A 24,087-nucleotide genomic window follows, 5' to 3' on the forward strand; every position below is an offset into this window, starting at 1 on the left:
GATTCAACGTGCAACGTGTTCCCCTTGGCGGAGCGAACAGATGAATGATCCGGTGACCGCGATGACGATGATGACGCGACGGCGGCTGCTTGCTCGCGCGGGCTGCGGGCTCGGCATGCTCGGCTTGGCGTCGCTACTCCAGGAAGAGGGATTTCTCGAGGGGCGAGCCAGCGCGGCGAGCAATCTCGGCAACCGTTCTCTTAACCCGATGGCGCCGCAAGAGACGCACTTTCCCGCGAAAGCCAAACGGGTGATCTGGATCTTCATCAACGGCGGGCCCAGTCAAGTCGACACGTGGGACTACAAACCGGCCCTGGAGAAATGGGACGGGAAGTCGATGAAGGAGTTTGATCCTTCCTTTAAGAACACGACCGGCTTCTTCAAGAATGCCGTCGGCGCTCTGATGAAGTCACCGTTCGAGTTCACGCCGCGCGGCGAGTGCGGCAAAATGGTCTCGTCCCTCTTTCCCAAGCTGGGCGAGCATGTCGACAAGATGGCCTTCCTCCATTCCGGCCACACCGAGTCGAACAACCATTCGCCCGCGCTCTTTATGATGAACTGCGGGCTGCCGCGCATGGGTTTTCCCTGTGTCGGGTCGTGGACGACGTACGGATTGGGAAGCGAGAGCCGCGATCTACCCGGATTCGTGGTGATGAGTGATCCAAAGGGAAGGGGGTTGCCGAAGGGACATGCCGCCAACTGGAGCGCCGGGTTCCTGCCGGGCGTTTTCCAAGGAACACACTTGCGCCCAAAAGGACAGCCGATCGACAACCTGGTGCGTCCCGAAGCGATGAGCGACGAGGCGCAGCGACGACAACTCGATCTGCTCAAACGCTTCAACGAGATGCACCGCGAGCAGTACGAAGCCGAAAGCGAACTGGCGGCGCGGATCGAGAGCTTTGAACTCGCCTATCGAATGCAGTCGTCCGCGCCCGAGGCGATCGACATCGAGTCGGAACCCGACGCGATTCAGCAACTCTACGGGCTCGGCGATGAGCGCTGCGACCACGTGGCCCGGCAGTGTCTGATCGCTCGGCGGATGGTCGAGCGCGGCGTTCGTTTCGTGCAGATCTACTCCGGTGGGATGGAGAACCAGCGATCGTGGGACGGTCACTCCGATATCAAAGGCAATCACTCCCAGTTCGCCGGCGAGACCGATCAGCCGGTGGCGGGGTTGCTCACCGATCTCGATCAGCGCGGATTGCTCGAAGATACGCTCGTGATCTGGTGCGGCGAGTTCGGGCGGCTACCGATCGCCCAGAAGGGTAACAAGCCGGGCCGTGACCACAATCCGCACTGTTTCACCGCGTGGCTTGCCGGAGGCGGTGTCAAAGGGGGAATGTCCTACGGCGCTTCCGACGAGATTGGCTACAAGGCGGCCGAGAACAAGGTTCACGTCAACGATTTGCACGCGACGATCCTGCATTTGCTCGGCATGGATCACGAGCGTCTCACGTACAAGTACAACGGCCGCCGTTTCCGGTTGACTGACGTTGGCGGCGAAGTGATCCGTGAGATCATCGCGTAGGGCCGTGCTGTTTTGAGTCTCGGACGTCCGGTGCCGAGTCACGCCAAGGGAGGCACTCGGGGAACACCACGTTCGTTGGGCTGCCATTTGGCCCGTCGGCGCACAAGGCTCACCAGCGGCTCGGCGCGGCGGGCTACTTGAGGGCGTGGAAGGCTTTGCGGAGGTCTTCCCGCGCGGTCTCGACCAGGTCGAACGCGCGGTCGAAGTTGCCGGACTTTCGTTCCATCTCCGCCAGCGTCAGTCGCGTGGAAGCGTTGAGGAAGCGGCGATAGATCATCTCTTCCTCCTCCGTCGAAACGAGCGAGGTGAGCTGCTCAACGGCTTGCTCGAGTGCCGTCTTGTCCGACTGGAAGAAGATCGGCGCCGACGCGCTCGCGGCGTCATCGTCGCGGCGATCCAATTCCTTCTGGAGGAACTGCGCGGCGAGTGTCACGTCCTCGAACTTCGCGGCGTCGATGCGCGCACATCCGGCGATGACCAAGAGAAGTAGGGTGCCCCAGCGAACGCTCACGGGACCATTGCCTCCAGACGTGAAGATACTTCGCGGCCCAGTCTAGTTATTCGGACCAGCAAATGCCACATTGATCTCATCGAAGCGTTCTCTCAATTTGAGAATCCGGGCCGTCGTCGGCCAGTGAGAGAAGGAGGAAGAACCAGGCTTGCTGGTTCGGAAAGTATTTGGGAATGCGGCTTCCGGTAGAGACTACGTTAGACGAAGCCCGCCGGCTACTGTCTTTCCATATAGACGCGGCGAATTCGCTCTTCAAGGCTTCCATGCTCACACAGAGCGAGCTCGAAGTCCGATTTGGACAGCGAGTAGAGTTTCACGGGCGTCTTCGCGACGATCGTCGCGGTTCGCGGGCGAGACTCCATGAGAGAGATCTCGCCGAAGTAACTTCCCTTCTGAAGCTCCGTCTTGAGCTCGTCGTCGACCCTGACGTCGACGGTCCCCTCGTCGATCACGTAGAATCGGTCTCCCTCGTCGCCTTGCTTGATAATCCGGCTCCCTTGTTCGAAGTTCTCGCAAAGCATGCGATCGGCGATCTGGGCCAACGCCGACTCGCCGAGGTGATCGAACGGCTTGCAATGCGCGAGTGTTTGGCAAATGTGGACCGACTCCTCGGTCGCGACATTGGAGATAATTCGGCCACGGACCATGTTGATGATGCGGCTCGCGCGATCGATGAGCCGTTTGTCGTGAGTGACAATGAGGATCGTCGAGCCGGTGGGGCCCTCGGCGAGTTCTCGAAAGAGTTCCATCACCGTCTCTCCCGACTTGGCGTCAAGCGCCGCGGTCGGTTCGTCGGCGAGAATCAGACGCGGCCTGTTGACCAGCGCCCGAGCGATCGCGACCCGTTGGCGTTGGCCGCCGGAGAGGTTCTCGGGGTGATAGTGGACTCGTTCTCCCATCCCCAATCGCTCGAGCATCTCGATACCACGCTGATCCATTTCCTTGGGTGAGGAGGGTTTCAGCTCGATTGCCATGCGGACGTTCTCCAGGGCGCTGAGCGAACTGAAGAGGTTGTGTTGCTGGAAGATGAACCCGATGTTCTTTCGCAGCTTCATCTGATTGGTGTCGGACATGCCGAGAAGCTCTTGGCCGAGCACTTGGAGCGATCCCGATTGAATCTGCCGGAGCGCTCCGATCAACGTCAGCAGGGTCGTCTTTCCCGAACCGGAGGGGCCGGTCATGATGACGATCTCGCCACGCCCGATCGAGACACAGTTGTCGAAGAGGACTTGGGTCCGGGTCTCCCCCTCGCCGAAGAAGTGCTCGACGCCGCGCGCCTCGATGACGGTGGCTTCGTCGGACTCGGGAGGAGGAGCGATTGCGTCGTGCATCATCGAAACAACTCCGCGGGATCGGCCGACGTTAGACGCCTAGCCGCGATAAAGGCCGAGAAGGCGCACATCAGGATGGTCGCCACCAAGACGGTCAGCGCCGAGAGCGGAAGAAACCGCATCGGCAGCCCCGTCCAATAGTCGACCAACTGGTAGAGGGACCAACTCACCAGAGCGCCGGCGGCGAATCCGAAGAACGAAAGATAGATCGCCTGCGACAGTATGACGCGAAAGAGTTCCGTTTTCGAGTATCCCATCGCCTTGAGCGTCGCGAACTCCGGCAAGCGATCGGAAATGTCGGAATAGAGAATCTGGTAGCAGATCATCACCCCGACGACAAATCCCATGACGATGCCGATGTTGAAGACGACCCCGACGGGCGTCACCTCGTTCCAGAAGGCCGACTCTTTGGCGAGCAGCTCATTCTTTGTCAGCACGACGACGTCGCGCGGCAGCCGGTTTCGCATCGCCTCAAGGACGACGGGGACATCCGCGCCGGGATCGAGTTTGATGACGCCGATATCGACCGCCGTGTCGCCAAATCCGCCTTGATCGCGATGGGGAAAGAGATCGAGAAAGCTCGTCTCGCTCAACATCAGCGTTCCATTGTTCTGATAGTCGGTCCCGAGCCGGTATGTCCCCACGATGCGAAACGGCTTTCGGTTGAGCAACGACTCGGGTTGGCTGGAGAAGTCGCCGTAGAAGTTCCTCTTCGAACGCCGGTCGGCGAGGGCCGTGTCGTAGCCGACGAGCTTGTGCTGCTGGGCCTCGACCTCGGGGATACCGATGATCGAGTCATCCGGATCGAACGCGACGACGCGAATCTTTCGCGAGACGCGATCCTCGGTGCTCTTCCAGCGTCCAAGCTGATCCTCGACATAGAGCGGGCTGGTGTCGGCGACTCCCCGGATACGCCGAGCTTCGGCAAGTCGGCGGCGAGGAAAGGTCTGACGAACGGTGACAATGTAGCGCGAGCGACTGGTGATGAAGAGCTCACCGTCGAGCACCTCAATGATTTGTAGCATGCCGTCGACGAACGCGTTCTTGAAGCCATTTTGCATGAAAATCAGCACCACGGCGAACGCGACCCCAAGCGTCGAGGCCAAGAGCCGAAGCTTCTTCTCGGTCACGTTCCGCCATGCGAGCGGCGTGCGTCGACGCGACCGCGACGGGGGCGGCGTGGTCGAAGAGGGCGTCTCCGCGGCGAGCGATGGCAGATTGTCGGGCCGGGTGGTCGCGCTCACCGGAACAACTCCGCGGGGTCCGCCGTTCGCACGCGCCGCACTGTCAGCAGTGCGGACCCCATGCACGTGGTCAAGGATGCCAGAAAGACGAAGAGAATGTTCTGCCAGGTCAGTTCCATCGGGATGTTCGCCAGAGCCGCGGTGATCTGGTAGAGGACCGCGGCGATCGCCACCGCGGGAATACACGAGGCGATCGCGTAGATCGTCGCCTGCTTCAAGATGACGCTGGTGAGATAGAGATTCGAATAGCCGATCGCCTTCAGGGTCGCGTACTCCGGAAGCCGACTGATCACGTCGGCCGAGAGGACCTGATAGATCACGACGCAACCGACGCAAAGAGCCACGAAGACTCCAAAACCGAACAGGTCGCCAGTGGCGGTGTTGCGAACCCAGTAGTAGCGTTCCCGATCATCCAATTGATCGCGGGTCAGGGCGATGACATCAGGGGGCAAGCGCCGGTTCATCTCCTCGACGAGTTCCTCAATGTCCGCCCCCGAGTCGGCCAGACTCACCAGACCGATGTTCACCTCGAGTTCGTTGGCCATTGGTTCGAAGCGGACGAAATTCTCCTCGCTACAGATTACCGAACCATCGGCGGCGAAGCCGGAGCCGAGTTCGTAGCCGTCGACGATGCTGACCTCTTGGTTGTTGAGTTCCCAGCCGTTGAATTCGTTCCGGACGGCCCAGCCGAAGTCGGGATGCGAGAGTCGGTCGAGGATGACCGTTCGCCGCACACGTAGTCTCGAGGCCGCTGCGTCGATCGCTTTGCCTAGTTTGCCGCGAAAGGGATTCTCGTCGAGGTCGACCCCGATGATGCACAGGCCCCGTCGAATCACCCCTCGAGGTGGCTTGGAGACGACGGGGATCCGGTCGAAAAGCGACGTCGACGATGGATCAAGCGGTTTCGGGGGGCAGCGCCAGAGCCCCATGGTCGTCCAAAGTGGTTTGGCGTCGACGACGCCGGCGATCGACTTGGCTTGCCAAAGCCGACTGCGCGGAAACGACGAGGGGTTGTAAAACTGCTCGTACTCGGGAGAGACCAGCGCGATGTCGAACGCAAGCCGATTGTAGACGTTCGTGGCGGTGATCGCGACCGCGCCGAGGAAGCCAAGCTGTAGCAGCACCAGAACCACCGCGAAGCAAAGCCCTGCGATTGCGGTGAACGAACGGACCCGTTGATGGGTCACGTTTCGCATCGACAGGGGAGTTCGACGCGGTATCCAGCGACGGGTCGGACTGGTGGCCATCCTCTTCCATGCGATCAAGGGGTCTCGGCGGGCTGGCCGGGGAAGATCAGTACGTCGACTTCCATGTTGACGTAGTTGGCAGCGACGCTCGCGTCGTCGAGGAGGACCTTCACCTCGATCACCCGCCGATCGGCGCGATCGAGCGGGTCGATGCTGTGCAGTCGGTTCTTCGCGACCAGGTTGCTGATCTCGGTGACGCGGCCGCCGATCTTCTTTCCGAGGACGCGGACCTGAGCGGTATCGCCCAGCTTGATGTCCTTCACGTCGGCTTGGTAGACTTCGGCGATCGCCGCCATCTTGTCAGTTTCGCCAAGGAAGAGAAGGGGACCGGCGCTAACCTCGCCCGCGCGTCCGACAACCTTGAGTATTTCGCCATCTTGCGGGGCCTTGACGATCGTCTGGTCGAGATTGGCTTTGGCGAGGTCGACTTGCTCGTCGAGGACCGCGAGTTGAGGATTGCCGTCGGCGACCTCTTCGTCCTCGATCGCCCGCTTCTCCTTCAGGGCCTCCGAGACCGTTTCCAACTCGGCCAACTGCAGACGAGCTTGAATGAGCTTGGCTTCCGTTTCATGGATGAGCATTCGTTGTTGACTGATCTGGGTCTCGGCGATCTTCGCGTCGGTGAACCGCTTGAGATCGGACTCGGCGAGCTCGAGCGTGTGTTCGAGAATGCCGATCAACTCGCGTTGCGAAGCGAGCCGCTTCGCGTGGGTCTTGTCGAACTGGCTGCGTTCGAGTTTGTATTGGCGCTGTTTGAGCTTTCGGAGGAACTCCGCCCGTTGGTGCTCGGCGTTGGCCACGGCGAGTTGCTGTTTCCGCGTGTCATATCCGTCGAGAATCGCGAGCGTTTCCCCTCGGTCGACCATCGCTCCGGTCTCGGCCTTCACCTCTTGGATTCGCATGCCGGGGGGAGTGCCGATGATCACCAAGCCTTCGTCGGGCTCGAGCCGTCCCAGGGCGTGGATCGCGTCCTGGGAGAAGGTGGTGTTCTCAGGAGTGGTGGCCGCTTGAGCGGCACGCGTGTTCGCCTCTTGACCAAAGGCGGCCGCCAAGAGCAGGAGCCCAGCGACGGATGTCACGCCGATCGTCGTGCTCAGAAATACGCGGTTCACGTGACAACCCCTCGACGTTTCTTCATTCTTCTCACCACCCTTAAGATCGGGATTCGCGCCGTCTACCGGTCCATCCTACACCCGATCCCTAAAAACCGCGACGGGAGCCGGGGAGCGATCATTGTTTCAGCGCGTCTTCCGGCTCGGTCACAAGGACCATTTCCTGGCCCGGCGGCCAAAGCGTTCCCGTCACGTCTCCGAGCTTGACGCGAGCCCCATGCCACTGCGCGATCGCGGAGATCACCGCATCCTCTTGGCGTCGCAGCTCAATCTTGGCGTTGGTGACCGCAAGGAGTGGCAAGACGCCTTCGCCGTGCTTCTGGGTCGCGTCGTCACACTCATCTCGGAGGAGCTTCCAACGCTCACGCTCGAACGAAAGTCGCTGTTGGCTGGTCACGAGCGTCGCCGCCGCGTCCCGGATTTCGCTTGCGAGTTCCTGACGACGTCGGTCGCGGTAGAAGCGAAGCTGGGCCCGACGAGCCTCGATCCTCGAACCGTCCGGCTTCGGAGGACACAAGAAAGAAAGTAAAAGCCCGAGCTTTCCCCGTCCGCCAGCCGAGGCGATCGACAGCAGCGGCTGCAACCCTGGAAGAAACGACTCGATCGTCTCGAGCGTCGCGGCGTCGAGCCGACGAGCCAGTTCGTCGAGGACGCGGAGTTCTTCGTTGTTCTGGAGCCCGAGGGCGACGGTGGCTTCCACATCGATGGTGATCGGATGAATGTGCCAACTCAGTCGAGGCCGGAACGATCCCGGAGAGTCATCTCGACCGAGAAGATAGGCAAGCTGTGCGTTTCTCTTGTCCACTTCCTCATACAGCGCGACTCCCTGAGCGAGAACGTGTTCCCGATCGGCGCGCAACTTGTCCGGTTTCATTTCGGACGGAATGCCGAGTCGATCGAGTCGAGCACTCTCCGCGACGGCGGCATCGAGCTCGGCCACGGTATTCCACAGTGTTTCTAGCCGGGCTTGAGCGGTCGCGAGGGCCACGAATGCTTCCAGGGCCTGCGCGACCGTCCGTCGTCGGGCGTTGACGGCCGCGTTGGAGATGAGCGCCGTTTCGAGTCGCCGCCGAGCGCAAGCGGCCTGCAATGCCCGGTTTGCGGAAGGGAGCTTCTGGCTCAAGACGATCGACAGTTCCATTTCGAGCAGGGTCGCCGACGTCGACGCTTCCGCGGCAAGGCGCCGGCACTCCTCCTCTTCGAGAGGTTCGGCCTGCTTCTGCTGTTCGAATTCGTGTTTGAGGTCGGCGAGGACCGCGTCTGTGGACGCAATCTCTTGAAGAATCTTGAGATCGAGGCGGTTGATCGTTCGCTCGGGACGGGGAGGGGACTCCTCCTTGGGGGAGGCGGCCGCTGCCGAAAGGACGAGGCCCGTCATGCTCGAGAGCACAAGGAGGGCGCAGAATTGTCGTCCATACCGCAGGCGCATGAGGTTCCATCCTCTCGTCCGAATCGGGTCCATCACGATTGGAATCGACCGTTGAATGGGGGATACTTCACGTCCGAAGGCGATTGTGACGCGCACGATCGAACGAAGTGTTCCTATTGTTCTGGTTGTAGAGCCAACGCGGTGGGAGGGTCGCGACGTCGACCTCGGGAGTCGGTCGGTTCGCCTGGGAGTCCGACTCGACGTGCGAGCCGCCAGTGGACGCCTGGTGATCGAGTGGGGTAGAGGGAGTCCGGCCTTCGGGGCCAAGCAGCAGGAGAGAACCGGCATGGACCATGAATTCTTTATGCGGCGTGCGATCGAGATGGGGAAGAAGAATCCCAAGTTCGCCTTTGGCGCCGTTGTCGTCGAGCGTGGAACCCAACATATCTTGGCGGAGGGAGTCAACAACGCGTCGGCAAACCCGACCCATCACGGCGAAATCGTCGCGATCAACGACTGTGCCACGAATCACCCGAAGATCGACTGGAGCGGGCTGGCCCTCTACACAACGGCGGAACCATGCCCGATGTGCCAGTCGGCGATCCTTTGGGCAGGCATCGGGAACGTTTACTATGGGACGTCGATCCCGACGCTCCAGCGATTTGGATGGAATCAGATCGATATTCGTGCCGAGGAAGTTGGTCGTCGCGCCGGTTTTGCCAAGGTGTCCTTGACAGGGGGGATTCTCGAAGCGGATTGCGACGATCTCTTTCGACGACCCCCAGGCTGATTCATCCGGTATGACTTTTAGTTGATGGGGCCCATGCCCATCGCTCGTCTCCAGGCGCTCAGTTGTCCCAAGTGAATGGCCGGGTGAGCGGTGAGCAAGTAGACAACCCCATCGCCGATGTGTGGAAATCGCTCCTTGAGGCGTTCGATCGTCATCGGCTCTTGTAGCTGAGCGGGGTCGAGTTCCCTGACGCCAGCGATGAGCGACTCGGTCTGCCGCTCGAAGTAGCTGAGAAGTTCCTCTTTCGAAGGGTAGTCCGAACGTTCGGCGGTCGGCTCGGAGCCACGACGATAGCGAGCGGCCAATTCTTCCGGCATCACCGGCTCGCGGGCGAGGAGGGAGAGCCCCGTCTCGTTCGCGGAGCACATGTGCGCGAGAATCCAAGCGGGATGATTGACGATACTTCCGGGCTGCTCGCAGAATTGTTCGTCTTCAAGATCGACGACAAGACCTTTGGCATACTTGAGGTTTACCCGGGCGGTGTTGGCCAGATAGTCTGGGAACACGATATTCTCCTCCGTTGAGTTGGCTAGGGAACCCTAGGAGCACAATAGGAGGATGTCCTCATGATGACGAGGGTTCGGAAGGCTGCGCTAGTCCAAGTCGTCCATCGACCAAACGAGGCGATAACGATTCCCCGGTTCGGTGGGGAATCGGACGAGGCCCTTCTCGCGGTCGCACTCGATCGGCTGCCCCTGATCGTCGTTGATCTTCCATGTTCCGGTGGCGGGCTCGATCAGCGTGCAGGTGTTTCCGTGCCGCGAGCGGATCTCGACGTTCTCGACTTCCCCCTCACGCCACGCGAGATCGACTTCGAAGCCACCTCGTGCGACGAGTCCTTGGACGTTGCCGTCGGGCCAAGCCGAGGGTAGGGCGGGGAGGAGTTCGATTCGGCCGCCGTGCGATTGCAGCAACATCTCGCCGACCGCGGCGACCGCCGTGATCGGGCCGTCGATCCGGAAGGAGTCGGCGCCACGCGATGGCAAAAGGTTTGGTGACGATTCGCCGAGAACTAGCGTCTTTAGTTGAACGTGCGCTGAGTCCCCGTCGCCCAGGCGGGCCAACAGACAGGCCATCCACGACTGTTTCCAGCCAGACGATGGCTGAGGTTGTTTGCTCAACGACTCTGCGAACGCTCGAATCTCCGTGGCGACCTGCTTGGGGATCTCTTCTCGACGCTGGGCGCCAGGATAGACCCGTCGCCAGGCGGCCGGCATACTCACCTGGGGGGCCTGCGGGGCGGATCGATCGAGTTGATCGAGTCGACGTCGCCACCTCGCCCGGAGGTCCTCGTCGGTTTCGAGTTGCTCCGCCACCGCGAGCGCCCTCGTTAGTATCGATCGCCGAGACTCCTCGTCAGCGGACGAGGCAACGATCGAGGAACCGTCCTCACTGCTGGCGAACAGGGCGACATCACGCAGAAACGGATAGGATGTTGTCGAGAGAATCCGCCGATCGTCCTCAAAGAGGAAGTGATCCCACAGCGACCGAGACATCTCGTCGGCGATCGCGAGTCCGGTCATCCCAGAGTTGCTGGAGGAACTGGGAAGCATCGCGATTCCCGGTTGGCCGTACAGCTTCTCGGCGAGGAGTCGTCCATCGAGACCCGCCTCGATCACCTCGTCAAGGAAGGGTTCCGCCGAGTCGACGAGTTGCCAGACGTTCGCGGGCCACTGATTGGCGACGCGAGCCTCCATCTCTTCGCTCCCATCGCGCCGATGGACGCCCGCTTCCCAGAGCCCGGAGGAACCGGGAGCGTCGCCTTCGGACCGACTCGTCGACATCAGCAGGTACCGCCCAACGTCGATGTATTGCTGGGCGAGGCTGGGACTGAGCTTGCCACTCTCCCGGCACGCTTCGAGCAACTGAGCGGTCGAAAGTCGATCGGGGGACGGACTCCCCAAGTGCAGTCGGGCACGGCGAAAGCGACGCCCTTGGCGAGCGCTGTGCATCAGTCGAAACCAGCGATAGTCCTTTGGAGGATGGTCTCGTTCATAGCGTGCCACGAGGGCATACGCGTCCTCATCGGTGAGTTCCACGTCGATCAAGAGAAGTAGTTCGCGGACGTTCTCGAGTTCCCAGACTGCTCGTTTGTCGGAGACTTCGCGAATGCTGCCTCCCTTGAGCAGGAGCGATCGCCCGGTGAGTTGGAACGCTTGGTCATCGACGAAGCGGCCGGCGACGCCGATGATACCCGGCGCCGACCAGGCCGAAAGGCGGCACTCTGGATCGCGCGGGCGAGAGAACTCAATCGTTCCCGTGAATCCCTTCCCGCCGTCACTTTCCAGGCGAATGGCCAACGGGCCGCCAGACGATTGAGCGAGCGTTTCGATCGCGTACCGAGTCGTCCCGACGCGGTAGCTCGTGCGAGCGATTCCGGTCGACAGGTCGAGTTTCCGCCTGTAGTCGGAGGCTTTAACGTGACCGGGAAAGGTGAGCGTCACGTCGGCGATCAGGACCGGGCCGCCTGGTCGAGTGGGAGCTTGGTGAAGTAGTCGGTCGGCGGTCTCGCGAGCTTTGTCCAGATGTCCGGTTCTCTCCTGTTGCCGTACCTGTTCCCATTGCGCGATCAGGTCTTCGATCATCCGCCGCCGGTCGAATGGTTGGCGAACGCCGACATGATTGATCGAAAGGCGTTGGCGATCGGGAGTTCCATAGACCACCCCCGCGAGTCGGCCGTTGCCGAGCGGGTAGCCGTGTGCGTAACTCGAGGCCGGCGCGGAGTCCCAAAGGAGACTCTCCGTCTCCGTGGGGGGATTGGCGAGAAACGCGAGGGAAACGAGGAGGATGCTCACGGCGTCGGCGCTCTCGAGATCGAATCAGGAACCGTCGATCTCAGTGTAACCGGTGACGGGGCGGCATACCAAGCAAGAGCAAGACGAACGGGCGCGGGTTCCCACCATTGGAAGCCCGCGTCTAACAGTCCGTTGATTTACGCGGGCCAAGTCGAGATCGAGCCATGTTGGCCAAGATCAAGGAATAGAAACGGAGGCGAATCGGTAGTTTCGTCGAGATTCTTGGACGCCGAGATTGGTTAAAAAGGGCCGCTCGTAGCCGGCATCGAATAGATCAATGGACCGCTAAACCGCGACGGCGTGGCGGTAGGAGTCGTCGAAGAGCAACTGCCACTCCAGCATCTGAAGGTGCTGAAGGAAGGTCTCGTCCTGGGTGCCGGAGCCAACGAACTGTTCGCAGAGATCGACGAAGCGGTACGGATCCCAGTCGGACTGCTCGGTCAGATACTCGGCCTCCGCCGGCAAGTCGTTCTGGCTCCGTGTGAGCGCGGTCGTTTCACGGGCGAGGGCCACAAAGACCGGATGGTGGCCGACGCGTCGGAACCAGTACTTGCTATTGCCGAAGTCCCCCTCGCGGCGGTGCATGATGCCGTGCCAGAAACTGCCGGTGGCGTTGCCGATCTGTTGACTGATCGTGTGCGACTCCTCGAGAAAGTCGTGGAGCAACCAAAGGCCCGAGAGGCAGGCGGCCGAGTAGGTCTTCTCGGCCATGGGGACGTGGGCGAACGCTTCCGAGGCGGTCAGCGAGGAGAGACGACCGCGCAGTTCTCGGTCCGGTGTCCCCGGCCCCAGCGATGGCAGTCGCTCGGCGTCGATCAGCTCGGCGAAGACCGGTCCATACTCGGCAGGATGGAAGTCACTCATCTCGATCCTCCGGAGCTACTTGAGACCCAGCTCGCGTAGATGGCGAGGCTCAACCTCCGACGGAGCACCGGTCATCAGATCGGTGGCTCGCTGAGTCTTCGGAAACGCGATGCAGTCACGAATGTTCTCGAGTTTCGCCAGGAGCATGACCCAACGGTCGAGCCCCATCGCGATGCCGCCGTGGGGAGGGGCACCGTACTTGAGGGCGTCGAGAAGGAATCCGAAACGCTTCTGAGCTTCTTCCTCGTCGAGTCCGATTAGGGAGAAGACCTTCGCTTGCAGATCGGGCTTGTGCAGACGGATGGTGCCTCCCGCCGCCTCCTCGCCGTTGACGATCAGGTCGTAGGCCTTGGCACGGACCTTCTCGGGCTCGGTTTCGAGAAGGTGCCAATCCTCCTCGAGCGGCATCGTGAAGGGATGGTGCCGGGCCACCCAGTGGCCCGTGTCGGCGTCGTGCTCAAGAAGCGGGAAGTCGACGCACCACGAGAAATGGAAGTCGTCGGGGTTGTAGAGTTCGAGCTCCTTGCCCAGGCGGTGCCGCAGTGCCGCCAACGGAGCGTGACTCGCGTCGTAGCGGTCCGCGACGAAGAGGAGCAAGTCGCCCGGCTCGGCGCCCATCGCTTCGCGGAGTTTGCCCGCTTGCTCCTCGGAGAAGAACTTCGCGATCGGCGAAGTGAACGAGTTGGCGTCGACCTTGAGCCACGCCAGACCGCGAGCACCGTACTCGCCGGCGAACGCGGTCAGCTCGTCGAGTCCCTTGCGGCTGTACCTGTCGGCCGCGCCCTTGGCATTGAGTCCGCGAACCGATGGGGCCTGCTGGAAGACCTTGAAGTCGGTCTCGTGTGCGAGTCCGGTGATGTCGACGATCTCCATGCCGAAACGCAGGTCGGGCCGATCGACGCCGTAGCGGCGCATCAAGTCGTCCCAGGTGTAGCGAGGGAAGGGGGGCGTGATCGTACGGCCGAGGATGCCGCTCATGATCTCGCACGCGAGGCCCTCGATGAGGCCGATGATGTCGTCCATGTCGATGAAGGACATTTCGATGTCGACCTGAGTGAACTCCGGCTGACGGTTGGCCCGAAGGTCCTCGTCCCGGAAGCAACGCGCGATCTGAAAGTAGCGGTCGTAGCCGGCGACCATCAGGATCTGCTTGTAGAGTTGTGGCGATTGCGGCAGGGCGTAGAAGTCGCCCGGATTGACGCGGCTGGGGACAAGGAAGTCACGCGCTCCCTCGGGCGTGCTGCGTCCCAGCATCGGCGTTTCGACTTCAAGAAAGCCGCGTTCGCTCAGGTAGTCACGCGTTGTCTTGCAGACTCGGTGACGCAAGTCGAGGATCCGCTGCATGCGCGGACGCCGCAAGTCGAGATAGCGGTGGCGCAGCCGAATCTCCTCGGAGGTCGCTTCGGCCTCGGGACCGATCTCGAAGGGCGTCACCTCGCTGCGGTTGAGCAGTTCGAGCTTGGTGGCCTTGAGCTCGATGTCGCCGGTGTCGAGCTTCGGGTTACGCTTGCCCTCCAGACGCGGGGCGACTTTGCCGACGACGGAGATGACGTACTCGCTCCGCAGATCGCGGGCGACTTTGTGCATTTCCTCGTCGGTGTTGGGATCGAAGACGACCTGGGTCATGCCGTAGCGATCGCGCAAGTCAATGAAGACGAGTCCGCCGTGATCACGCCAGTTGTTGACCCATCCGTTGAGTGTCGCTTCCTCGCCCTCGTGATCGAGGCGCAATTCACCACAGGTATGCGTCCGTTGCCATGACGGCATTGCGTATTTCCCTTGCAAGACTTAGCCCGGCCATCTCTGGATTGGAGCGACGGCACTCGATAGTCGGTCTGTTTTATAGGGGAGGAGTGTAGGTTCCAATTCCGAGCCGCGATCGAGCAAGGGAAGAGGCTGGCGGAAACGGCACGATGTCTTCGATGAGACGACTCCTTGGGACACACTCCGTCTCCCGAGGTGCAACGTCCACTCGCGGGAATCTTGCGGATGCCCCGCCCCGGAAGCAGAGCAACTGGGGCGACTCACTAGCGAACAGACGCACCACCAGAATCGATGGGAGAAGAGGGTCGGGGAAGGGGAATGCAAACGGCCCATCGCCACCGGAGTGGGAATGGGCCGCGAGGGGATTCAATCTGTCGGGGACCGACTACTCGGCGACGTCGACGGTGATCACCTGCTCGTCGGAGAGATCGGTGACGAACTCGAGATGGTCGGTCACGTCGCTGGTGTCGCTGGGGACGTCGAGCGTGACGACGACGAGTTGCGTCTTCTTCGCGGTCGGCGCGGAGCGAATCTTGAAGTGTCCCTTGGTATTGTCGACACGGAGGATTCGGAAGGGGCTGCTCGACTTGATGACGAGGTTCTTGGTCACCTTCTTGCCCGAGACGAGCTTGCCGAACTTGAGCGTCTCCGGCAGCACCGCGACGCTCGGCTCGACGACCGCGTTGACGACGACGGTCACTTTCTCGTTGGCCGGATCGTTGGTGTAGAGCTGGATGCGGTCCTCCAACGGTCCCGCCGGGGCGGAGTCCTTCAGCAGCACGTTGAGACGGTAGCGAACGTGATCGGCGTCACGGGAGAGTTCCTCGACATCGGCTTGCAGGGAGGGACTGCCGTAGTCGAGTCGTTCGATCTTCCAGTCGGCGTTGCCGCGATAGTCGATATTGAGCTGTTTTCGTACTGGTTTTGACTGTTCGACAATTCCGAAATCGACCTCGTGAACGCTTTGAGCGGTATCGCTCTTGCTAACGCAGTGCAAACGCAGCGCGACCTCTTCGCGTCGGGGGCGATCGAACTGAACGAAGATCGTTACGGACTTGGCACCTTCAAAACCGCTAGTATCAAGAACGGTGTTGATCGCGGTGGCGTGACCGGGCGAAATCGTGCGAACAGGCGTTTCGGCCCGGGTACAGCCGCAGGAGACCCGCAGACTTCGAATATGCAGTTCCTCGCTTCCCGTGTTGTGGAGAAGAAAGGACTGACTCGCCACTTTTCCCCGCTGTAGCGTGCCCAACTCGTGTTCGAGCGTATCGAAATAGCTTCCTAGTCGCGACGCGGCTTCGACCGAGGAGGCCACCGACAAGAGACACAGGAGTGCAACGGCAGTCCTAGGCAGCATGCTTGTTCCTCGCACAAGACAGACTCGGTTGCCGCCAACGAGGCTTCCAGGCGCACGGAGAGGGGTCACGCGACGATGGTTCGGCGGCAACCTTGGTATCGGCACGTCGGATCGGCAAGATGAATTGAATAAATGGCAACGACATTCCGAGGCCCTGCGGATGGCCCTAAACTTTCTTGTTTTTGAGTAGAGATAACGCATCAGCGGAGGATTGAACGTTGGGTAGTCTGAAACGACGCGAGATTGGCGTTTGCAGTTGGTCGTTACAAGTGACCAATCTTCCCCAGCTTGCCGGATACTGCGAGCAACTTGGGGTCGATCTGGTGCAGATCGCTTGCGGCGACCCCCATCACGCCGCTTGGGAAGAGAATGAAACTTTTGTGGACGCGGCGAAGTCGGCTCCCTTTCGCTTGAGTTCGGCGATGATCGGATTTCCCGGGGAAGACTACACCACACCGGCCACGATTCAGCAAACCGGCGGCTTCGGCAATCCGAAGACGCGCGAGGAACGCATCGAAACTTTCCGCTGGGCCGTCGAGCGAACCGTCGCTCTTGGGCTCGACAAGGTGCTCTGCCACGGCGGGTTCATGCCGGAGTCCGATGGCCCCGAGCGGGATCAGATGCTCGCGGCACTGCGGCAAGCGGCGGGGATCGCGGCGGAGAAAGGGGTGACGCTCATGCTCGAGACGGGGCAGGAGACAGCCTCGTGCCTGCGTCGGACCCTGGACGAACTCGGCGAGAAGAACCTTAAGGTGAACTTCGATCCCGCCAACATGCTGCTCTACAACATGGGCAATCCCATCGAGGCTCTCGACCTTCTCGGCCCTGACATCGCCGGGGTCCATCTGAAGGACGCTCATCCCCCGACCACGGCCGGCGAATGGGGAGCGGAGGTGCCGCTGGGAACCGGTTCGGTCGACATTCCCCGATTTGTCGCCAAGCTCGACGAGATCGGCTTCGAGGGCCCGCTCTTGATCGAACGCGAGGCCGGCGACGTTCCCAGTCGACTCAAGGACATCAAGGCCGGCATCGAGTTGCTCCGAGGCTTGATGGCTTAGCGGCCCGTTGATCTATTCGCTGCCGGCTACGAACGGCCCTTTTGACCAATGTCCGCGTCAATGAAGCTCGGCGAATCGACGGATTCGCCCGCGTTTCTTCTCCTTGATCTTGGCCAACATGGCTCGTTCTCGCCTTGGCCCGCTTGAGGCAACGGACTGCTAGCCATCGCGGGAGTCTCGCGATAGCCCTCTTTGGAAGAAGGGGGGACGGAACGGGATTTTGCGAATGGGGTTCCGGAGCCGCGATGGTCGAGGAACCGACCCCCCTCTTTCCCCCCTTGGACAAGGAGGAACGGAAGAGGCGTTCCCCTTGTCCCCACGGGCATTTCTTGTGCATCTCCTTGGACACGGACACTTCTTGTGCTCCCCCTTGTCCAAGGTCAAGTCATGCTGCTCCCCCTTGTGCAAGGGGGAGATAGAGGGGGTCTCTTCGAGAGCCCTGCTTCGAGGTGTTTCCCGCGGACCTCAACAGCTTAATGATCCGCGATTGACTCGGGCTTGATCGCGAACGCGGCGAGGAGAAGTCCAGCGGTCACCAACATGCACGGCCAGGGAAAGACGTCACCGAGCCTGGCGTAGACGGACCGCCCCCGACCAGGGCTGACGTCGACACTGAGTTCCTGCATCTTGGACGACATCGTCGGCCGATACTTGAGGAGTCGACCGCGGGAGTCACTGACGCTGAGCCATCCCTTCTGGCTCGCCCGCGCGACCGCGAACCCGCCTTCAACCCCACGCATGATCGCCGAGCGAACGTGAAACGGTCCGTCGATCACCGCGTCGCGAGCGGGGACGAAGACGAGACCCACCCCCTCGTTGGAATAGAGCCGAGCCCAATGGGGATACTCCATGCCGTCGCTCATGATGACGCCCCAGGGCGGACTCGTTTGGAAGATGAAGACCGGATCGCCGCCCAGGCTATCATCGACCTCGAATCCCGGAACCAACTCGGAGCGTTCGTAGAAGTAGATTTGCTCGCTCGAGGGGAGAAAGGTCGCGGCGGTGTCCCGTTCGTCCTCGAGAATGATCTGGGTGAGCCCCGCGACGAGGGTGATTCCTTGCGACTTTGCCGTCTTGGCGAAGAGTTCCAGCAAATCGTCGATCTCCGCGACTCCAACGAGAAACATCCGCTTGGGGCAGAGAACCGCTTGGCAACCCAACTCGGAGAGTCGGACGATGGCGTCGACGTACGCCTGGGTCTGGTCCGGCGACACGGTAGTGATCTGAAGTGACTCTTCCTCGTCCTCATCGTCATGCGCAATCGCCACCATGCCGATTCGCAGCGGATTGACCATCGGTGGATCGAAGAGCCGAAAGTAGCCGAAGATCAGGCAAATCGTCAGGGTAACGAAGGTGACCGACAGGGCGCTGGCCGCGACATCAGTCTGACGTCGATAGTACCAAGCGACCGCGATCCCGGAGGGAAAGAGGGTCAAGATAAAGGTGATGCCCCAGATACCCGTGGCGCTCGCGATCTGAATGATCGCGGGGAAAAAGGTCTGGGTGTATGCGATGCTGAAATGAACGTCGCCGTCGCGGTAGAGCGACAGAAGGTACTCGTAAGCGACGATCGAGGAGGGGTACATCAGGACGACGCTCCAGTGACCCAACCGTCGGACAACGAAACGGGTCGCCAGCACGATGACGGTTTGAACCAGAGCGAAGGTGAAGATCGGCAGGTAGACCGCTTGGGGATAGTCTCCGTGACCGATGAAGGTGAGGATTCTCTGCGCGTCGGCCGAGAAGCCGAAGGTGACGAAGACGTCGATGAAGGCGAGGCTGAAGACGCCGAAGGTCAGCACGCCCGCGACGAGCCACGAGGTTTGAAACGCGATCAGTAGGAGCGGGATCGGCGCGAACCACAGAAGTGGAGCCGAGTACAGGGTCCCATAGGAGAGCGTGAACCCGAATGTCGCCAGCGCGGTGAGCACCACGATCGAGAGTGGCGTCAGCTTCCGGGCCGATGGCGAGTGATGGGTGCGACTATGTTCCACGCCTGATGATCCCAGTTCCCCTTGCAGACCGTAGAGCGATTCGATGCCGGATGCGGACCCTTCTCTCGATCGATCTCCACGTCAAGAGAACGCGACGAATCGACGGATTCGCCCGTCGTTCTTCTCCTTGGGCTTGGCGGAGGTCCTTGGTTTCAGTCTTCGCCGGCTTGTTGGCGTGGTTTGCTCGGTCGAACATCCGACCGAGGGACGTGCGCCGTCGTGGTGCTCTCGGCTCTTTCCCGCGAGCGTGCCCCGCCTCGACCAATTTACATCTGTCGCGTAGAAAGACCAGGATACCGCCAGGGAACGGAGCGGCGCGTTCGTAGAACGAACTCTCCTACACGCCCGTGGTCTCCGTCAGGAACGAATGATGGCCGCTTGGCGACGTCCTCGACCAAGGCAACCGCCGCGGGAGGTCGGCGATCGACCGGGCAGCGGGAAGTACACCGGGGGAGGATCCATAAGATAGCGCCATGGAACTCAGTCTATTTGCCGTCTCTCTCGCAGCCGGGCTCGCGTGGACGTTGCCGCTCTTGCCGACGACGGATGTCCATCCCGGTTTCTTTCGGACGTCTTGGTTGGTCTGCCTAGGGCTCTTGGTCCTGTCGTTTCTTAGCGGCTGGAACGACTCCTCGATGGTGCGCTCGACGCTGATCGTGGTTGGGGCGGTTGGTTGCTATCTCTGCTTTTTCCTTTGGGCGCTCGAACGGATTGGGGCAGCGCGCAATCTGGGGCTCGCGATGGGCGTCCTGCTGATCGGCGTGCTCGTTGAGCAAACCCTCGCGGGAGCCCATTCGTGGGCGGCGCTGGAGGTCGCCAACGCGCTGACAGGAGCGTGGTTGATGGGGGCGTGTCTGGGAGCGATGTTGCTCGGACACGACTATCTGACGGCTCCCTGGATGTCGCTGACGCCACTGCGTCGACTGATCCTGAGCATCTTCTTCGCCGCGTCGCTGCGGAGCCTGTCGTCGTTGACGGGCCTCCTGTTGAGCAACCAATTCGGGCCGGCGAGCGATGTCGCCCCCTTGGCCAGCGGGAGTTGGTGGTTCTACGTCAGCCTACGATTGATCGTCGGCTTGCTGGCGCCGCTGGTGCTTTCGGTCATGGCGTGGCAGGTGCTGAAGTACAAACACACGCAAGCCGCGACGGGCATCCTCTACGTGGCGGTCATCGTCACGATGATCGGGGAGGTCTCCGCCATCGCGCTCAATCGACTCGCGGGAGTACCGGTGTGATCAACATGCAGTGGGAGTGTTCTACCTGTAAAGCGATCTGTCATCTTGTGGACGTTTCGGCGGCGGCTGAGGCACGCTGCGATGCCTGCGGGGAGACGCGAGCGATCAACCACGAGGCGATCGAAGGGGAGGTCATCCAACGCTGCCCCGTTTGCGGGACGGATGACCTCTACATGCAGAAGGACTTTCCGCCACAGTTGGGCTGGCTGATTATCGGCGTCGGGTTCGTCCTCGCGTCGATTTTCTGGCTGTACTACAGCTGGATTGGATGGATTTTGGTCCTTTTCGGCTCAATGTTGATCGATTTTCTTCTCTTTCACACCAGAAAAGACGTCACGGTGTGCTATCGGTGCCTCGCGATGTACCGCGGGGCGGGGGAGAACCCCAAGCATTTGGCATTCGACCTTGCGATTGGGGAACGCTACCGCCAGGAGCGCATTCGGATCAAGGAACGGGCGCAATTGGAGTCTTCGGGGCCCCCTTCCGAAGCAGCCGAGCCCTCGGCGCATGAAAAGGCCCGAGACTAAGAAAGTCCCGGGCTCGAAGGAACCAATGGTTCCAGTCGGACGACGTGGCCGAACTTAGGCGCTGGCTTCCGCTTCGACTTTGGAACAGTTGCGAGTGTGTTCCATCTCTTGAGAGATCATCTTGTTGACGACGCGGAACTGCTTGGCAGCGCCCAGGGCGTTGCGGATCGCGCGGGCGTCGCTGGCCCCATGGCAGATCATGCAGACACCGTCGATGCCGAGAAGGGGAGCTCCACCGACTTCGCTGTGGTGATAGCGACGGTGAAGCTTGCTGAGGGCCTGACGGCCGAGTTCTCGTTCGTCCCGGAGCGTGCAGAGTAGCTCTTGGCCGGCCGCTTCCATCAGGAAGTCGACCATCCCTTCGCAGCACTTCAGTACGATGTTGCCGACGAAGCCTTCGCAGACGATGACGTCGACCACGCCACGGAAGATGTCCCGGCCTTCGACGTTGCCGTGGAACTGGTCGCGAAGAGGACTCTGGTTGAAGAGATGAATCGTCTCTTTCGCCAGGTCGTTGCCCTTGGCCTCTTCGGTGCCGATATTGAGCAGCCCGATCGAGGGATTGTCCTGTCCAAGCATTTGCTTGGCGTAGATAAGTCCCATCAGGCCGAAGTTGAAGAGATGGCTAGGCCGCGGATTGACGTTCGCGCCGACGTCCAGCAGGACGGACCAACCGACCGGGGAGGGGACCGTCACGGCGATTGCGGGCTTCTTGATGCCGGGCAAAAAGCGCCGACTCATCAAGGCCCCGGCAACCACCGCTCCGGTATTCCCGGCGCTGATGACACCTTCAACGTCGCCGGCCGAGAGCAGATCCCAGCACCGAAACGTCGACGCTTCGGGCTTGTTCCGCATCGCCTTGGCGGGACTTTCGTCCATCCCGACGATTTCGACGGTGTGATTGAAGCTGATCCGATCGAGAACCGACGCCGTAGCGTCGAGGTGTGGTTCGATCTGGTCCTGATCCCCAACGAGAACTACCGAGAGATCCTCGTCGGTCTCCAAGGCGCTCAAGACACCTGAGACCACCGGTTCGGGTCCGTGATCGCCACCCATGGCATCGACTGCGAGTCGCATCGCGTTAAGGCGCCTCCTCTTGGGAAACCACGACTCGGCCCTGAAAGTATCCGCAAGCTTCGCAGACGCGATGGGGTTGAGTCGCCGCTCCACAGTTCGAACAGTGAATGAATCGAGGCTTGGTCAACGCCTTGTTGGCGCGTCCCAACCTCGTCTTGGAATGAGACTTCCGTCTCTTGGGTACAGCCATGTCCGATCCTTCCTTCCGTTCTTCGGTATCGCGAGATTTCCGTGCCGATGCTTGTCGGCGGCATGTCAGGCGATTGGCCGATCGTCGGTTGGGAACCGCGATGACGACTGCGAACGTAGTGTCTCACATTCGTTCACGAAGTCAATCAGGCGATTCACACCTCACTCGATGCGGCATGCCGAATGCCGTGCGTAACCGTTAAGCTCCCAGTTGGTTCGCCCAGTCGGGCAATTCCGTGGCCTGACCGGTGAGCTCGCCACCTGGCGAATGAGATGCCCTAAGGCAGTGATATCAAAACAATTGAGTTACGATTAACCCGCTCACAGTCAAGTACACGCCCCGCAAGCATGCCCCAGACCATTTGCTCACGCCATCTTTGGACACTTGGGAATTTTCTGACAGTTTATCCACAGGCCGACCGACGGGCGCGAGCAGCGTTCGCGTCTCTCCTTGAGCCCTCGAAGCCACTTGGTGAAGATTGGCTGAAGAAATAGAGCCCATCGAGGATCGGGATCGCCAAGCACCTCAGTCCTTCACGTCCTTGTCCAGGTGGGGAGGAACGTCGACTACGTCCGGGCGATCGTAAGGGCGGGGCCCCCCTTGTTGGGAGAATCCCCCGTGAAAGCGGATGTCCCCTCGGCGTATCCGCTCCTGAAACCACCTGACCAGACGCTCTCGGCAAAGTTTGCGGGTTGGGGGCAACAGGAGAGCGAAACCGCCAGCATCGGTCAGAAACCCGGGCGTCAACAACAACGCCGACCCGACCAGGACAAGCGCCGCGTCGACCAGTTCCGGGCCAGGGATGCCGCCTCCGCGAAACCGCTGGGAAATGCTTCGGAAAACCGAAAGCGATTGCTGGCGGGCAAGGACCGCTCCGAGAACCCCGGTGACCAAAATGCTGCCGATCGTCACCATCGTCGCCATCGTGCTGCCGAGGCGCTGCGCCATCCATCCGTGGACCTGAAGCAGGACGAACAGCTCGACCAGGGGAACGCAAGTCAACAAAAGGATCAGGCGAATCAGCATGGACTGCTCGATGAATCGGAGTGGCGACAGTGAACGGAAGAGATATTGGGCTTGACCCATGACGTCACGAAGTTTATTCGCGGCGCCTGTGGCACATGGACGTGCCCTTCAAGGCGCAAGGATGCGCCTTTTCTCTCTTCTACGCAGCGGCAGGTGTGGGAAGTCAACCGATTTCGTACCGGCCGCGAAATTCATGGGCGTGAACATGACAGGTCTCATCGCCCGAGCGGCGACGACTCTGTTTCGGCTCCTCTTCGACTCGGAGCGACCCCGTCGGCATGGCGGGCTTCGAGGTCGGAAGGGAGGACGGTCCCGCCGTTGGTCTCGAGGGCGACGGACGATCTGGCTGCCCAAGTGGCTCTGAGAGCACCCACGCCCTTCACGGACTCATGACTGGCGATGTCTCTTTCGCTCGTCTTCAATTCGACGCAATAGATTCGGTTCCGAACCCGGGGCGAGGCCAACATCCTCGGGAATGTGGATCCAGTCGGAACTGCCGCTCCCGCTCCCGTTCCCAGTTCCGGCCCCATTCGCGACCGCGATGTGATGCGACGACTTCGAGTCGCTGGTACTCGGCTCCGTCGAGGGCATCGGGATGGGAGCGATCTCGGATTCCGAGTCGTCCGGCGCGTCATTCACGCACTCCCGCGATCTGGGCATCGCCGAGGGGACCGTGCCACGGCCTAGATCGTTCCGGTCGGCCGACGTGACGCGGTAGCTGGCATTCCCGAGCCGCAGTTCATCACCTTCGATGAGTTTGCTTTCGTCGAGGCGGATGCCGTTGACGCGAAGCCCGTTGGTGCTCCCGAGATCCCGAATGATGAGGTGATCGGAGAAGCCCACAATGCAGCAGTGCACCCGGGAAATCTTCTTGGAGTCGATGATGACATCGCAGTCACCGCTACGGCCGACCACGAGGATCGATTGATCGACCTCGATGTCAAAGTTGCTGTCGATGGCCACCAGCCGGAAAGGCATGGAGTACCTCGGTGCAGAAGAATTGTGACGACGCGACGACGGGAAACGTCGTAGACCGTTCCGGCAAGCCTCGGCCTGGGATTCATCTCC

At 61.1% G+C, this 24,087-nt stretch carries 21 protein-coding genes; 5 read left to right on the top strand and 16 right to left on the bottom strand.

The features are described 5' to 3' along the window. Positions 1-40 precede the first annotated feature (40 nt). Positions 41-1,528 carry a DUF1501 domain-containing protein gene (locus Pan216_RS12890; protein WP_419193601.1) on the top strand — a complete coding sequence of 496 codons (1,488 nt, stop codon included), beginning with the start codon at positions 41-43 and terminating at the stop codon, positions 1,526-1,528. 133 nt (positions 1,529-1,661) lie between these two features. On the opposite strand, the gene Pan216_RS12895 is transcribed toward Pan216_RS12890, so the two are convergent. From Pan216_RS12895 to Pan216_RS12920, 6 genes are all read right to left on the bottom strand, one after another. Continuing rightward, positions 1,662-2,039: a hypothetical protein gene (locus tag Pan216_RS12895; RefSeq protein ID WP_145258386.1), complete on the bottom strand. Its 378-nt coding sequence runs from the start codon at positions 2,037-2,039 to the stop codon at positions 1,662-1,664. Between the two features lie 215 nt (positions 2,040-2,254). Next, the gene (locus Pan216_RS12900; RefSeq protein ID WP_145258387.1) at positions 2,255-3,373 is read right to left on the bottom strand and encodes an ATP-binding cassette domain-containing protein; all 1,119 of its coding nucleotides are present in this window, start codon (positions 3,371-3,373) and stop codon (positions 2,255-2,257) included. Next, positions 3,370-4,614 carry an ABC transporter permease DevC gene (gene devC / locus Pan216_RS12905; protein ID WP_419193602.1) on the bottom strand — a complete coding sequence of 415 codons (1,245 nt, stop codon included), beginning with the start codon at positions 4,612-4,614 and terminating at the stop codon, positions 3,370-3,372. Before devC ends, Pan216_RS12900 begins: the two co-directional genes overlap by 4 nt. After that, positions 4,611-5,810, bottom strand: coding sequence for an FtsX-like permease family protein (locus Pan216_RS12910; protein WP_419193603.1), 1,200 nt, complete (start codon positions 5,808-5,810; stop codon positions 4,611-4,613). Before Pan216_RS12910 ends, devC begins: the two co-directional genes overlap by 4 nt. A gap of 65 nt (positions 5,811-5,875) precedes the next feature. Beyond that, a complete protein-coding gene (locus Pan216_RS12915; RefSeq protein WP_145258390.1) occupies positions 5,876-6,973 on the bottom strand; it encodes an HlyD family efflux transporter periplasmic adaptor subunit in 1,098 nt (365 codons plus the stop codon). A gap of 118 nt (positions 6,974-7,091) precedes the next feature. Further along, the gene (locus tag Pan216_RS12920) at positions 7,092-8,402 is read right to left on the bottom strand and encodes a TolC family protein (RefSeq protein WP_419193604.1); all 1,311 of its coding nucleotides are present in this window, start codon (positions 8,400-8,402) and stop codon (positions 7,092-7,094) included. A 286-nt stretch (positions 8,403-8,688) separates the two neighbouring features. Between Pan216_RS12920 and Pan216_RS12925 the strand changes: the two genes are divergently transcribed. After that, positions 8,689-9,132: a nucleoside deaminase gene (locus Pan216_RS12925; protein ID WP_145258392.1), complete on the top strand. Its 444-nt coding sequence runs from the start codon at positions 8,689-8,691 to the stop codon at positions 9,130-9,132. Between the two features lie 17 nt (positions 9,133-9,149). Here Pan216_RS12925 and Pan216_RS12930 read toward each other — a convergent pair whose 3' ends face one another. The 5 genes from Pan216_RS12930 to Pan216_RS12950 all read right to left on the bottom strand — a co-directional run bounded on the left by Pan216_RS12930 (position 9,150) and on the right by Pan216_RS12950 (position 15,912). Further along, positions 9,150-9,638, bottom strand: coding sequence for a DinB family protein (locus Pan216_RS12930; protein WP_419193605.1), 489 nt, complete (start codon positions 9,636-9,638; stop codon positions 9,150-9,152). Between the two features lie 87 nt (positions 9,639-9,725). Then, on the bottom strand, positions 9,726-11,927 hold the full coding sequence (locus Pan216_RS12935) for a glycosyl hydrolase family 95 catalytic domain-containing protein (RefSeq protein ID WP_145258394.1): 2,202 nt from the start codon (positions 11,925-11,927) through the stop codon (positions 9,726-9,728). 285 nt (positions 11,928-12,212) lie between these two features. Beyond that, positions 12,213-12,791 (bottom strand): hypothetical protein, encoded by a 579-nt coding sequence (locus Pan216_RS12940; RefSeq protein ID WP_145258395.1) that lies wholly within the window; start codon positions 12,789-12,791, stop codon positions 12,213-12,215. Positions 12,792-12,806: 15 nt separating this feature from the next. Next, positions 12,807-14,558, bottom strand: coding sequence for an aspartate--tRNA ligase (gene aspS, locus Pan216_RS12945; protein ID WP_145258396.1), 1,752 nt, complete (start codon positions 14,556-14,558; stop codon positions 12,807-12,809). Positions 14,559-14,940: 382 nt separating this feature from the next. Beyond that, positions 14,941-15,912: a DUF1573 domain-containing protein gene (locus Pan216_RS12950; RefSeq protein WP_419193606.1), complete on the bottom strand. Its 972-nt coding sequence runs from the start codon at positions 15,910-15,912 to the stop codon at positions 14,941-14,943. Positions 15,913-16,130: 218 nt separating this feature from the next. Here Pan216_RS12950 and Pan216_RS12955 point away from each other — a divergent pair, with 218 nt between their 5' ends. Further along, positions 16,131-16,970 (top strand): sugar phosphate isomerase/epimerase family protein, encoded by an 840-nt coding sequence (locus Pan216_RS12955; RefSeq protein ID WP_419193607.1) that lies wholly within the window; start codon positions 16,131-16,133, stop codon positions 16,968-16,970. A 473-nt stretch (positions 16,971-17,443) separates the two neighbouring features. Here the strand turns inward: Pan216_RS12955 and Pan216_RS12960 are convergent, their stop codons facing one another. Further along, on the bottom strand, positions 17,444-18,964 hold the full coding sequence (locus Pan216_RS12960) for a hypothetical protein (protein ID WP_145258398.1): 1,521 nt from the start codon (positions 18,962-18,964) through the stop codon (positions 17,444-17,446). Between the two features lie 473 nt (positions 18,965-19,437). Between Pan216_RS12960 and Pan216_RS12965 the strand changes: the two genes are divergently transcribed. Together Pan216_RS12965 and Pan216_RS12970 are read left to right on the top strand one after the other, a co-directional pair. Then, positions 19,438-20,199: a hypothetical protein gene (locus Pan216_RS12965; RefSeq protein WP_145258399.1), complete on the top strand. Its 762-nt coding sequence runs from the start codon at positions 19,438-19,440 to the stop codon at positions 20,197-20,199. Further along, the gene (locus tag Pan216_RS12970; protein ID WP_145258400.1) at positions 20,196-20,726 is read left to right on the top strand and encodes a hypothetical protein; all 531 of its coding nucleotides are present in this window, start codon (positions 20,196-20,198) and stop codon (positions 20,724-20,726) included. Before Pan216_RS12965 ends, Pan216_RS12970 begins: the two co-directional genes overlap by 4 nt. 54 nt (positions 20,727-20,780) lie before the next feature. On the opposite strand, the gene plsX is transcribed toward Pan216_RS12970, so the two are convergent. The 4 genes from plsX to Pan216_RS12990 all read right to left on the bottom strand — a co-directional run bounded on the left by plsX (position 20,781) and on the right by Pan216_RS12990 (position 23,997). Continuing rightward, a complete protein-coding gene (gene plsX / locus Pan216_RS12975; RefSeq protein ID WP_145258401.1) occupies positions 20,781-21,803 on the bottom strand; it encodes a phosphate acyltransferase PlsX in 1,023 nt (340 codons plus the stop codon). A gap of 4 nt (positions 21,804-21,807) precedes the next feature. Next, positions 21,808-21,993 carry a 50S ribosomal protein L32 gene (rpmF, locus tag Pan216_RS12980; RefSeq protein ID WP_145258402.1) on the bottom strand — a complete coding sequence of 62 codons (186 nt, stop codon included), beginning with the start codon at positions 21,991-21,993 and terminating at the stop codon, positions 21,808-21,810. A 525-nt stretch (positions 21,994-22,518) separates the two neighbouring features. Next, positions 22,519-23,019 (bottom strand): FxsA family protein, encoded by a 501-nt coding sequence (locus tag Pan216_RS12985; protein ID WP_419193608.1) that lies wholly within the window; start codon positions 23,017-23,019, stop codon positions 22,519-22,521. 387 nt (positions 23,020-23,406) lie between these two features. After that, entirely contained in the window at positions 23,407-23,997 is a 591-nt protein-coding gene (locus Pan216_RS12990) for an FHA domain-containing protein (protein WP_145258404.1), read from the bottom strand. Positions 23,998-24,087: the final 90 nt, after the last annotated feature.

The organism is Kolteria novifilia (genome assembly GCA_007748055.1).
GTDB classification, from domain to species: Bacteria; Planctomycetota; Planctomycetia; order Kolteriales; family Kolteriaceae; genus Kolteria; species Kolteria novifilia.